Here is an 11,972-nt window from a genome sequence, read left to right as displayed (position 1 = left end):
CATGGGACCTGGTCCTTTCGCGGCCTACTCGTCCTGGGTCTGGAGCCGGTGCAGTTGATGGGGACCGGGTACCCGGCGGGCAAGCGATCCATGCGCATGCGCAACGATCTAGGGCAGGTGGTGCACCCACTCCTGGTCGAGCGGCTCGCCCGAGGCGCGGTTGAAGTCCTGCAGGACGTCGAGCATGTCCCGGATCCGGGCGGGGGGAAGTCGCTCGAGGATGCCGGCGATCTCCCTGCGCCGGGTCTCGGTGACGGCAGCGAGCACGGACTCCCCCGCCGCCGTCAGGGAGACGCACACGACACGCCCGTCGGTCTCCGACCGCGCACGCTCCACCAGACCGGCCCGCTGGAGGCGGTCGCAGAGCCGAGAGGCGTTGGAGGCGTTGACGCCGAGCTCGTCGGCCACCTGGTGGATGCGTCGGGCACCGAGCTCGCCGAGCAGCACCAGGATCCGGTGCTGCGCGAGGGTGACCTCTGGAGCCACCTCGAAGGAGCGCGCCGCCACCCTGACCAGGGCACGGCTCGCGGTGATGAAGGCCTCCACGGTCTCCTCCGGCACCGTTCCACTCTCACGCACCGCCGCCTCCTGCCCTCCGTGTCCCTTGCCGGTGCGAGGGTACGTCGACGGCAGGTGGTTCGACACGTGGTCCGAGGTCACTCGCTGGTGGGCGGATTGGCCTCATGTCGATCGGGCACCCCGATGGCATGGACCTGAACCTGCTGCTCGTCAGTGTCGGCGCCCTCGGCCTGCTGGTCGCCGCCCTGTCGGCGAGGCTCCGCCGCCTCCCGCTGTCCGAGCCGCTGCTCGCCCTCATCCTCGGCATCGCCCTGGGGCGCGAGGTGACCGGCGCCCTCGACCTCGCGCCCCTCACGGCGGAGCACGCGTCACTGCACGAGGGCACGCGGATCCTGCTCGCCGTGTCGGTGATGGCGGTCGCGCTGCGCTATCCGGTGCGCGACATCCGCCACTGCCTGGGACCGGTCACGGTGCTGCTGCTCGTGGCGATGCCCACCATGGCGGCCGTCTCGGCGGGGCTCAGCTGGGTGATCCTGGGGGCGCCGGTTGCGACGGCGCTCCTGGTGGGGGCGGCGGTGGCGCCGACCGACCCGGTCCTGGCGTCCAGCGTCGTCACCGGGGAGGCCGCCGAGCAGGACCTGCCGGCGCGCGACCGGGAGATCCTGTCCCTCGAGTCGGGAGCCAACGACGGTCTCGCCCTGCCCCTGGTGCTGGCCGCCCTGGCCGTGGCCGGGCCGCTGACCGCAGGCCGGGCGATCACCGAGTCGCTGTGGCAGGTGATCGGGGCGGTCGTGGTCGGCGCAGCGCTGGGCTGGGTGGGCGGACAGGCCCTTCGCCGTGGCGAGGCCCATGGGGCCACTGCCCACGGGCCCGCGCTGCTGTTCACCGTGGTGCTGGCCCTCGCGATCCTGGGCGCCTCGGGACTGCTGAGGACCGACGGCGTCCTGGCGGTCTTCGTCGGGGGTCTCGCCTTCAACATGGTGGCGACCGGTCACGAGCGCACGCTGGAGCTGTCCTTCGACGAGGCCGTGAACCGGTTCGCGGTGCTTCCCCTCTTCCTCGTCCTCGGCGCGGTCATCCCCTGGTCCGCGTGGGCCGACCTGGGGTGGCGTGGACCGGCCCTGGCCGTCGCGGTGCTGCTCTTGCGGCGCCTTCCCGTGCTGCTGGCGCTGGCTCGGCCGCTGGGCCTCCGGCTGAAGGACGCGCTCTACCTCGGCTGGTTCGGCCCGATCGGGATCTCCGCGCTCTTCTACCTGACCCTGGAGGCCAAGCGCTTCGCCGTCCCCGAGACGGTGCTGGCCGCCGGATCGCTGCTCGTGGTGACCAGCACCGTCGTCCACGGGATCACCGGCTCCCCGGGCAGAGCGCTCTTCCGCCGTGCCTGACGAACGGGCCTGACGAACGGGCCTGACGACCGGGCCTGACGACCGAGCCGCCCGTGGCGTCGACGACGTGACCCTGACACAGTGACCTGATGTTCGATACGACAGTGCCGGTGACCGCAGGCGAGATGACCTTCGACGTCCGCCTCGCCGGACCCGAGGACGGCACGCCCGTCCTGCTGCTGCACGGCTTCCCCGTCACCTCGCTGTCCTGGCGGGAGGTGGCCGCGCACCTCGTCGAGGCCGGGCTGCGGGTGATCGCGCCGGATCAGCGCGGCTACTCCCCCGGCGCCCGACCCGAGGGGGTCGCCGCCTACACGACCGACGTCCTCGCGGGCGACGTGATCGGGCTCGCCGACGCCCTGGGTCTGGACCGCTTCCACCTCGTCGGCCACGACTGGGGCTCCTCGGTGGCGTGGTACGTCGCGGCGCACCACGCCGAACGCATCGAGACCCTGACCGCCGTGTCGGTGCCCCACCTGGCCGCCTACGGAGCGGCGCTTCGCGACGACCCGGACCAGCGCGAGCGCGCGTCGTACATCCAGGTCTTCCGGAGGGAGGGCCGCGCCGAGGAGCTGCTCCTCGAGGACGACGGACGCAGGCTGCGGGCGATGTACGGCCCCGGGGTTCCGGTCGAGCAGCAGGACACCTACGTGCGTCGACTGGCGGAGCCGGGCGCGATGACCGCGGCGCTCGCCTGGTATCGCGCGATGCGCTCCGACCTCGCGTCGCTGCCGCCGGTCACCGTGCCCACGACGTTCGTCTGGAGCGACCAGGACACCGCGATCGGGCGGGTGCCCGCCGAGGCGTGCGGCGACCACGTGAGCGCGGACTACCGCTTCGTGGAACTCCCCGGTGTGACCCACTGGATCCCTGAGGAGGCACCCGAGGCCCTGGCACGGGCGATCACGGAGCGCGTCACGGGGCGCGTCACGGGAGCATCGGCAGCCGAAGACTACTGACGGGTCCTGTTGCGCACGTCACTTCGGTGAGGCAGCGTGCTGGCCGTGGAAGCAATCGAACCTGCCTACGGCACAGCCGTCCTGCTGATGATCGCGGCCACCTCCGTGGCGCTGCTGCTCATCTTGATCATGAAGGTCAAGCTGCACGCCTTCGTGGCGCTCGTGCTGGTGAGCGTGCTGACGGCGGTGGCCGCGGGCATCCCTGTCGGCGACGTGCCCGACGCCCTCATCTTCGGCTTCGCCGACACGATCGGCTCGGTCGCGCTGCTCGTGGGCTTCGGGGTGATGATCGGTCGGCTCCTCGAGATCACGGGCGGCGCGCAGGTGCTGGCCGACACGCTCATCGGGCGGTTCGGCGAACGGCGCGCGCCGCTGGCGCTGGGCATCGCCGCCCTGTTCTTCGGCTTCCCGATCTTCTTCGACGCCGGGCTGGTCGTGTTCCTGCCGATCATCATGACGGTGGCCCGCCGCTTCGGGGGGTCGCTGATCCTCTACGCGCTGCCCGCCGCCGGCGCCTTCGCCGCGATGCACGCCCTCGTCCCGCCCCACCCCGGCCCGGTCGCGGCGGCCGAGCGACTGGGCGCCGACATCGGGCTGACGCTGCTCATCGGTGCCCCGGTCGCGGTGCTGTCGTGGTACGTCGGGGCGATGCTGGTCTCGCGCGTCCTCGCCAAGCGCTTCCACGTCGACCTCCCCACCACCATCTTCGGCGACATGGAGGAGACCCCCGGCGAGGAACGCCCGGCTCCGGCCTTCGCCACCGTACTGGGCCTGCTGCTGCTGCCCCTGGTGCTGATCTCCTTCGACACCGTCCTCAACACCCTCGTCACCGCGGGCGTCATCGAGGAGGGCGCCACCTGGGTGGAGTCGCTGATGCTCCTCGGCAACACCTCGGTCGCCCTGCTGATCACCGTGCTGGTCGCGATCCTCGTGCTGGGCAAGCCGGGCCGCTCGATGGCCGACGTGACCACGATCCTCGACAAGGCGCTGGCGCCGATCTGCTCGATCATCCTGATCACCGGCGCCGGCGGGATGTTCGGCGGGGTGCTCGAGCTCAGCGGGATCGGCGAGGCGCTGAGCTCGTCACTCTCCGACCTGGGGATGTCGCTGATCCTGCAGGCCTTCCTGATCTCGACACTGCTTCGGGTCGCGCAGGGCTCGGCCACCGTCGCGCTGACCACCGCGGCCGGACTGCTGGCGCCCGCCGCCCGCTCCGCCGACCTGGGCGACCCGCAGCTGGTGGCACTGGTGATCGCGATCGCCGCCGGCGCGACCGTGCTCTCCCACGTCAACGACTCCGGCTTCTGGCTGGTCAGCCGGCTCTTCGGCATGGACGAGAAGACCACGCTGAAGACCTGGACCGTTCTGGAGACCACCCTGGGCCTGAGCGCCTTCGTCCTGAGCGTGGGACTGTGGGTGGTGCTCTGATGGCGACGCGTCACCTGGTGGTGATGGGCGTCTCCGGGGTGGGCAAGTCGACGGTCGCGCTGCGCCTGGCGGCCGACCTGGGGCTCGAGTCGGCCGAGGGCGACGACTTCCACCCCGAGGCCAACATCGCCAAGATGTCGTCGGGCCGTCCGCTCACCGACGAGGACCGCTGGCCCTGGCTCGAGGCGCTGGCCGACTGGACCGCCGAGTGTCGTGAGGCCGGCGTCAGCACCGTGCTGATGTGCTCGGCCCTGCGCCGGGTCTATCGCGACGTGCTGCGCCGCGCGGATCCCGACACGTTCTTCGTCCACCTCCATGGCGAGGAGTCGCTCCTCGCCGACCGGATGTCGGGGCGCGAGCACTTCATGCCGGCCTCCCTGCTGCGCTCGCAGCTCGAGACACTCGAGGAGCTGGAGCCGGACGAGAGCGGGATCGCCCTGGACGTCTCCTCGTCGGTGGACGAGATTGTCGAGCGGGCCGAGGCGGCACTGCGGGCCACCCCGTGAGGCGGAGGGCTCACCCGGCGCCGACCACCAGCAGCGTCCCGGCGAACACGATGCCGGACAGGACGAGGACGACGCTGGTGTAGCCGAGGATGTCGCGCACCTTGAGCCCGGCCACGGCCAGCAGCGGCACGGCCCAGAACGGCTGGATCATGTTGGTCCACTGGTCGCCGTAGGCGATCGCCATGATGACGACCGACTGGTCCACGCCCAGGCCGTCGGCGGCGGTCGCGAAGATCGGCGCCTGGACGGCGAACTGGCCGCCTCCCGAGGGGATGAACATGTTGAGCAGGCCGGCGGCGAGGAACGCGAAGAGCCCCAGCGTCCGCGGCCCGGCCGCGTCCACCACCGCCTCGCTGAGCAGCTCCACGAGCCCGCTCACGGTCATCATCGCCGCGATCCCGGCATAGAGCGGGTACTGCAGGAGCACCTCCCCGACCGCGCGCCCACCACGAGACACCAGCCCGGCCAGCTCGCGCGCGTTGCCGACGACGAGCAGGATGAGACACAGGAACGTCCAGTTGACGATGTCGAGCGTCAGGTCGAACCCGCGGTCCATGAAGTGCACGACCAGATAGATGCCGAGGAGCACACCCATCAGTCCGGTGACGGCACGGGAGCGCTCCAGCCGGTCAGCGGGCGATCCCTCCTCGCTGGCGGCCACGGGCACGCCGTCGGGCTCCTCGGCCAACGCTGCCTCGGGCGCCTCGCGCACCTGGCCGTCACGGGGCGCCATCAGCGGCAGGGCGAGGGCCAGCAGGCCGAGGACCAGGACGACGGCGATCAGGTTCCAGACCGCGAAGGTGGTCTCGGAGACCGGCACCAGGTCGCGCTCGAGGACGGTGTCATAGACACCCCCCTCGGTGGCGGCGTTGAGCGGCCCGGACCCCGAGTAGCCCATGTGCCACACGACGAAGCCGCTGTAGGCCGACGCCACCAGCAGCGGGTAGTGCAGCGGCACGCCGCGGTCGCGGAACTGCCGGGCCAGCTCGACGGCCATCACCCCGCCCACGATCAGCCCCAGGCCGAAGCTGAGCAGCGATGCCAGCCCCGCCACCACGACCAGGAAGGCGTACGCCGCGCGCGGGGTCCGCGGCAGACCGGCCACCCGGGCCAGCAGCCGGCGGACCGGACGCAGGTTGGCCAGGGTGTAGCCCAGCAGCAGCACCAGGGCGATCTGCGTCATGAACGCCAGCAGCCCGGCCAGGCCGTCGCCCCACCCGAGCACCAGCTCCTTGGCACCCACGTCCGTCATCGTCAGCGCCATCACGGCGACGACGACGGTCAGCGCCACTGCGAAGAAGAAGGACCCGGGGATCCACCTCTCCACGATCCTGGTCGAGCCTTCGGCAACACGTCGCAACACGGTGACCTCCCGAGAGCGCCCGGGCCCGCGCCGGGCTTCCCCGGCAACCTCTCCCGCCGGCGGCCGCCGCGTCAACGTCTGGGCAAGGAGTCCACGGGCTCGGTCTCGCCGTCCGCGTCCACGTCGCCCAGCATCAGTCGGTCCCGGGCATCCCCTTGACGGCGATCCGGCCGGTCCACGAGGACGCGTCTGCCCGGTCACGGTCGAGCCAGGCGCCGGCGTCGTCGGCGGGCATCGGCCGCCCCAGCCCGAACCCCTGGGCATGGCCCACGCTGAGCTGGCGGAGCTGGTCGAACTGCTCCTCGTTCTCGACGCCCTCCGCGATCACCTCGAGCCCCAGCTCGTCGCCGATTCTCACCACGGCGCCCACGATCGCGCGAGCGGCTCGGTCCACCCCCAGCCGGGCCACGAAGGAGCGGTCGATCTTGATCGCGTCGAGCTGGAAGCGGTGCAGGTAGGACAGCGAGCTGTAGCCCGTGCCGAAGTCGTCGAGCAGGACCCGCACGCCCGCCTCCCGGACCGCGTCCAGGACCTTGGCCGCCGCCTCGATGTCGGCCAGCAGCAGTCCCTCGGTGACCTCGAGACCCAGCCAGCCTGGGGGCAGCCCGGAGTCGGAGACCACCTCCTGGACCAGGCTCACGAAGCGTGGATCCTCGATCTGGACGGGGCTGACGTTGACGGTGACGCCGAGCCTTCCCACTGCTTCTCCCCCGCGCGACTTCTGCAGCTGAGCCAGGACCCGGGCCGACTCCCGCATGGTCCACTCCCCCACGTCGCGGATCAGGCCGATCCGCTCGGCCACGGGGATGAACTGGTCGGGCGGCACGGCGCCCCGGACCGGGTGCGTCCACCGGGCGAGGGCCTCCAGGGAGACCGGCTCACCGGTGCGCAGGTCGAGGATCGGCTGGAACACCAGGCGCAGCTGGTGGTCCTCGACGGCCCGGTGCAGGTCGCTCTCGAAGGCCAGCTCGTTGCTCACCTCCTCACGCATCCGCTCGTCGTACAGCTCCACCCGGCCGCGGCCGGTCCGCTTGGCGCGATACATCGCCGCGTCGGCCTCGCGCAGCAGGTCGGTGGGGGTGGAGGCGGCGTGTGACAGCGCGAGGCCCACGCTCCCGGAGACGTAGTGCTCGACGCCGTTGACCGCCAGCGGCCGCGACCAGGCCTCGGCGAGCCGCTCGGCGAGCCCGAACGCGGCGACCGGATCATCCACCTCGTCGGCGACGACCAGGAACTCGTCGCCCCCGAGGCGGGCGACGGTGTCGCCCGGACGGACCGTCGTCAGCAGGCGGCCGGTCAGCTGGCTGAGCAGCTCGTCACCGGCCACATGGCCATAGCTGTCGTTGACTGCCTTGAAGTCGTCGAGGTCCAGCAGCAGCACGGCCACCGCCGCGTCCCGGCGGGTGAGGGCATGCTCGAGGCGATCCAGCGCCAGCACACGATTGGGCAGCCCGGTGAGCGCGTCGTGCAGGGCCGCGTGCGAGGCCGACTCGAGCGACGCGATCCGCTCCAGAGCCGGTACGGCGATCGCGCCGAGCCCCGCGAGGTGCAGGGCGTCGTCGTCCACGTCCTGCCACGACGCCGCCGGTGCGGCGTGCAGTTGCAGGAAGCCGCCGGCGGCCAGCGGCACGGGGACCGTGACCCCCGGTCCGGACTCCCGCTCGCCGTAGGAGTTGATGGAGACCGTGACCTCGCGGCCGATCAGTCGCCGTGCGGTCGCCTCGACATCGGCCACGAGCGCCAGCTCGTCGGCGTGCCCCAGCGCGCGCCGGCCGAACTCGGCGAGCATCCACTGCCGCTCGGTGTTGCGGCGCAGGCGCAGGACGAGCACCGCCGTCACGGTGAACATCACGACCAGGGTGGTGACGATGAGGCCGACCCGCCCCGCGTCCTCCCAGGAGGTGACGTCCCCGGCGAGCCAGGTCATCACGATGGCGCAGAACACGGCCCAACCGGAGATCAGCAGCGCTCTCCCGGGCGGCAGCACGACGAAGGCGACCGGGATCGCCCAGGCGAGGTAGGAGAAGAAGGGCGGGCCGTTCAGCACCGACCCCAAGGTGCCCGCGACCACGCAGAGCAGGACGACGTAGATCACCATCACGGCCATCAGCGCCGGCATGGCGTGGCGGCGTGGGCCCGCAGTGAGCAGCCCACCCGCCATCAGTGCGGCGAACGCGGCGCAGGCGGCCAGCAGCTCGAGCTGGGGCAGGGTCGCGCCCGCCAGCCCGGCCAGCCCCAGGGCGAGCACAGGGGCCAGGATCAGCACGGCGCAGAGCACGCGGACCGGAGTCGCGCCACCGCGCGTGAGTGCCCGCTCCGGATGCCCCAGCGTCATGTGACCCCCCTCACGCCATCGCAGCACAGCGTAGACGCTGCTTCCAGAGACCGCGGGTTTCAGACGTCAGTGAGGGCGCTGAGCACACGACCGAAGCGGGCGGTGAGCTCGGCAGGCGTCTGCTCCGGGTGCTCGAACCACCACGTCATCAGCGAGGTGACGACCGACTGCCAGACGTGGTTCATCATCGAGGCCTCGAGCGGGTCCACCTCGTCGCCCGCGTGACGCGACAGCGCCGCGCGTGCTCCGACCGCACCCAGCTCGGTCATCCGGTCGCGACACAGGGTGGCCGCCGCGTGCACCGGCGTGCCGGCCGGAAGCGAGACGTCGTACAGCACCATCCAGTCCTGGGGCCGCTCGCGCAGGGTCTCGAAGATCGTCCGCATGGTCTCGAGCGCCATCGTCATCCCCGGCTCGGCCCCGCCGTCGACCACCGGCACGATCACCTCGAGCAGCAGCTCGGTCAGCGACTCGACGCAGCGGACGTTGAGCAGCTCCTTGGTGCCGAAGTAGGCGTGCACCAGCGGTTTGGAGATCCCGGCGCGCGCGGCGATGGCGTCGACGGAGGCCTGGTGATAGCCGCGCTCGCCGAACTCCGCCATCGCGGCGTCGAGGATCTGCGCCTCCCGCTCGGCGCGCGGCATGCCGCGGGTGCCGACGTGTCCCGAGCGGTCCTTGGCCATGGCGCCCACCCTACGGTCGTCGCCGGCCGAATTGACCCTGCAGTCAGTCTTGCCGATTGACCCAGCGGTCAATTATCGTCGCGTGACCGCCGTCACGTCCGAGGAAGGGCCGTCATGCTCGCCGACTTCTGGGGCTCGATCCCCGAGCCACTGCGCGACCCCGTCGCGCTCGCCGCGCCGTTCTTCCTGCTCTTCATCGCGATCGAGGCGCTGGCCGCGCGCCTGCTCGAGGACGGCGAGCCCGGCAGCTACTCGCGTTCCGATGCCCTGGCGAGCATCGCGACCGGCGCGGTGTCGACCGTCACGATGACGATCCAGAAGACAGGGGCGCTGGTGCTCTACGCCGTGCTCTTCGCCTATGTCGCCCCCTGGCAGCTGCCGGTCGACGCGTGGTGGAGCGTGGCGCTCGCTGTGCTGGGCGTCGACTTCCTCTTCTACTGGGCGCACCGGGTCGCCCACCGGGTCCGGCTGGTGTGGGCGACCCACCAGGCCCACCACTCGAGCGAGTACTTCAACTTCGCCACCGCCCTGCGCCAGAAGTGGAACAACACCCACGAGATCGTCTTCTGGCTGCCGCTCCCCCTGCTCGGGGTGCCGCCGGCGCTCATCTTCCTCGGCTTCTCGATCAGCCTCGTCTACCAGTTCTTCGTCCACACCGAGCGGGTCCGCACCCTGTGGCGCCCGATCGAGCTGGTCTTGAACACCCCGTCGCACCACCGCGTCCACCACGGCAGCGACCCGGAGTACCTCGACCGCAACTACGGCGGGATCCTGATCGTGTGGGACCGGGTCTTCGGCTCCTTCCAGCCCGAGCTGCACCGCCCGACGTACGGGCTCACCTCGCCGGTCGGCACCCACCACCTGCTCCGCCTGCAGACCCACGAGTACGCCGCGATCGCGCGCGACGTGCGGCGGGCGCCGACGATGCGCGACAAGCTGGGCTACGTGTTCGGGCCGCCCGGGTGGCGACCGGCGGTCGAGGAGCTCGCGTCGGTGGGGTGAGGACCGGACTAGTCACGTCGGTCAACTTTCGTCCGGCGAGGCCGTGGGAAGTGCGCCGGAACCCTACGGTTCAGCAGTGCCTCACCTCCCCGCGCGCTCGATGCGCCTCCTCGTCGCCTCCTCGGCGCTGCTCCTGCTCACCGCCGCCTGCGGCGGAGGCGGCTCCGACTCCGACTCCGATGAATCGGCCGTGCAGCACACCGGCCGCGAGGGCGATGGCTGGACGGTGCTGCACTACTCGATGGCCGACACCAACCTCGAGCCGTTCATGGTCGCCGACGTCAACGAGATCGGCGAGGTCGGCTCGAACGACAACCTGCACGTGCGCGAGTTCATGGACCGCTCTGCGGGGTACGGCGAGGACCCGCTGCTCGACCAGGGCGACTGGGTCGGCGGCCGGGTGCTCGACATCGGTGCGGACGGGGCGAGCGAGGTCGTCGAGGACCTCGGCGACGTCAACTCCGCGGACCCGGCGGTGCTCGCCAACTTCATCGCCGCCGGGATCAAGGACAACCGGGCCGGCAACTATGCGCTGATCATCTCCGACCACGGCTCGTCGTGGCCCGGGATCGGGCCCGACGAGGGCAGCGACTGGGACGTGCTCGACCTGGCCGAGATGACCGAAGCGATCTCCGCCGGGCTCGAGGAGGCCGGCGTCGACAAGCTCGACCTGCTGGGCTTCGACGCCTGCCTGATGGCCAACTACGAGGTGGCCAGCGCGGTCGCTCCGCTGGCCGACCGGATGGTCGCCTCGCAGGAGCTCGAGCCCGGCCACGGCTGGGACTACCGCTCGCTGCAGGTGCTCGCCGACGACCCGGACACGAGCGTCGACGAGCTCGGCAAGGAGCTGCTGGCCGGCTTCGCCGGCCAGGCCGAGGAGCAGGGCACCCAGGAGCAGATCACGCTCTCGCTGGTCGACCTGACCAAGATGGACGAGGTCGACCAGGCCGTCGCCGCCTTCGCCGATGAGCTGGCCGAGCAGGCGGGCGACGTGGCGGCGACCGTCGGACAGGCGGAGGCCTCGACGCTGGCCTTCGGCAAGAGCCCCGACGAGACCCAGGACAAGCACCTCAGCGACCTCGGACTGCTCGCCTCCTCGATCGGCGAGGCCGCCCCCGAGGTCGCGGACCAGGCCGACGCCGTCACCGGCGCCCTGGACGCCGCGGTCATCGACGACGTCGAGGGCAAGGGCACCGAGGGCGCCACCGGGCTGTCGATCTATCTCCCGCCGGTCGCGGGTCTCGCCGACCCGGCCTACGAGGACGTCGCCAGTGCCGGCACCTGGGACGGGTTCCTGGACAGCTACTACAACGCCGGCGAGGCCATCCCCGCCGCCGAGCAGCCCGCCTTCGTCGACCCCGACGCCGGCGCGGACGTCAGCTTCGACGACGACGGCAGCATCACCCTCACGGGCACGTTCGACCCGGCCGCGCTGGACAACATCACCGAGGCCACCATCAGCTATGCGCTGGTCAACGACGACGGGTCGCTGACCTACTTCGGCGAGGAGATCGCCGACTTCGACGACAGCGGGGAGGCGCCGACCGCGTCCGGCAACTACGACCTCACGCTGATGGAGATCAGCGACGGCGAGGACTCGGCGTACGCCTATGTCGAGCTCGACCTCAGCGAGGACCTGTCCACGGGCTTCTTCGACGTCCCGATGACCTACTACGCCTCGACCGACCCCGACCGCACCGACCCCAAGGACGCGCTGCTCTCGATCGTGCTCGACGTCGAGACCGGCGAGTTCGTCAGCGAGACGCTCTACACCTATGACGAGGTGTCCGGC

At 71.4% G+C, this 11,972-nt stretch carries 10 protein-coding genes; 6 read left to right on the top strand and 4 right to left on the bottom strand.

Translation table 11 applies throughout. The annotated features are described in order from the left end of the window. Positions 1-108 precede the first annotated feature (108 nt). Entirely contained in the window at positions 109-579 is a 471-nt protein-coding gene (locus ACYU7L_RS10875; RefSeq protein ID WP_460796155.1) for a MarR family winged helix-turn-helix transcriptional regulator, read from the bottom strand. A gap of 128 nt (positions 580-707) precedes the next feature. Between ACYU7L_RS10875 and ACYU7L_RS10870 the strand changes: the two genes are divergently transcribed. The 4 genes from ACYU7L_RS10870 (at position 708) to ACYU7L_RS10855 (ending at position 4,797) form a co-directional block, all read left to right on the top strand. Next, positions 708-1,904, top strand: coding sequence for a cation:proton antiporter domain-containing protein (locus ACYU7L_RS10870; RefSeq protein ID WP_460796152.1), 1,197 nt, complete (start codon positions 708-710; stop codon positions 1,902-1,904). Between the two features lie 89 nt (positions 1,905-1,993). After that, positions 1,994-2,863 (top strand): alpha/beta fold hydrolase, encoded by an 870-nt coding sequence (locus ACYU7L_RS10865; protein WP_460796150.1) that lies wholly within the window; start codon positions 1,994-1,996, stop codon positions 2,861-2,863. 45 nt (positions 2,864-2,908) lie between these two features. Continuing rightward, positions 2,909-4,291: a GntP family permease gene (locus tag ACYU7L_RS10860; protein ID WP_460796147.1), complete on the top strand. Its 1,383-nt coding sequence runs from the start codon at positions 2,909-2,911 to the stop codon at positions 4,289-4,291. Continuing rightward, complete coding sequence (locus ACYU7L_RS10855; RefSeq protein WP_460796145.1) at positions 4,291-4,797, top strand: gluconokinase; 507 nt, start codon at positions 4,291-4,293, stop codon at positions 4,795-4,797. Before ACYU7L_RS10860 ends, ACYU7L_RS10855 begins: the two co-directional genes overlap by 1 nt. Positions 4,798-4,807: 10 nt before the next feature. On the opposite strand, the gene ACYU7L_RS10850 is transcribed toward ACYU7L_RS10855, so the two are convergent. The 3 genes from ACYU7L_RS10850 to ACYU7L_RS10840 form a co-directional block, all read right to left on the bottom strand. Next, positions 4,808-6,160: a short-chain fatty acid transporter gene (locus ACYU7L_RS10850; RefSeq protein ID WP_460796142.1), complete on the bottom strand. Its 1,353-nt coding sequence runs from the start codon at positions 6,158-6,160 to the stop codon at positions 4,808-4,810. A 133-nt stretch (positions 6,161-6,293) separates the two neighbouring features. Continuing rightward, positions 6,294-8,495 carry a putative bifunctional diguanylate cyclase/phosphodiesterase gene (locus ACYU7L_RS10845; protein WP_460796140.1) on the bottom strand — a complete coding sequence of 734 codons (2,202 nt, stop codon included), beginning with the start codon at positions 8,493-8,495 and terminating at the stop codon, positions 6,294-6,296. Between the two features lie 59 nt (positions 8,496-8,554). After that, complete coding sequence (locus ACYU7L_RS10840) at positions 8,555-9,178, bottom strand: TetR/AcrR family transcriptional regulator (protein ID WP_460796136.1); 624 nt, start codon at positions 9,176-9,178, stop codon at positions 8,555-8,557. A 114-nt stretch (positions 9,179-9,292) separates the two neighbouring features. On the opposite strand from ACYU7L_RS10840, the gene ACYU7L_RS10835 reads away from it, so the two are divergent. Further along, positions 9,293-10,180: a sterol desaturase family protein gene (locus ACYU7L_RS10835; RefSeq protein WP_460796134.1), complete on the top strand. Its 888-nt coding sequence runs from the start codon at positions 9,293-9,295 to the stop codon at positions 10,178-10,180. 76 nt (positions 10,181-10,256) lie between these two features. Then, positions 10,257-11,972, top strand: a 1,716-nt coding sequence (locus ACYU7L_RS10830) for a clostripain-related cysteine peptidase (RefSeq protein ID WP_460796132.1), incomplete at its 3' end; no start/stop codon positions are given.

Source organism: Nocardioides pacificus (assembly GCF_054775955.1).
Note: the sequence above shows the minus strand (reverse complement) of the source record. Positions and strands in the feature narration are given on the sequence as shown.

Excerpts from the sequence above, each read along its gene's own strand:
- ACYU7L_RS10865 (WP_460796150.1), top strand. The coding sequence starts at position 1,994 with ATGTTCGATACGACAGTGCCGGTGACCGCAGGCGAGATGACCTTCGAC.
- ACYU7L_RS10840 (WP_460796136.1), bottom strand. The coding sequence starts at position 9,178 with ATGGCCAAGGACCGCTCGGGACACGTCGGCACCCGCGGCATGCCGCGC.
- ACYU7L_RS10870 (WP_460796152.1), top strand. The coding sequence starts at position 708 with ATGGACCTGAACCTGCTGCTCGTCAGTGTCGGCGCCCTCGGCCTGCTG.
- ACYU7L_RS10855 (WP_460796145.1), top strand. The coding sequence starts at position 4,291 with ATGGCGACGCGTCACCTGGTGGTGATGGGCGTCTCCGGGGTGGGCAAG.
- ACYU7L_RS10845 (WP_460796140.1), bottom strand. The coding sequence starts at position 8,495 with ATGACGCTGGGGCATCCGGAGCGGGCACTCACGCGCGGTGGCGCGACT.
- ACYU7L_RS10835 (WP_460796134.1), top strand. The coding sequence starts at position 9,293 with ATGCTCGCCGACTTCTGGGGCTCGATCCCCGAGCCACTGCGCGACCCC.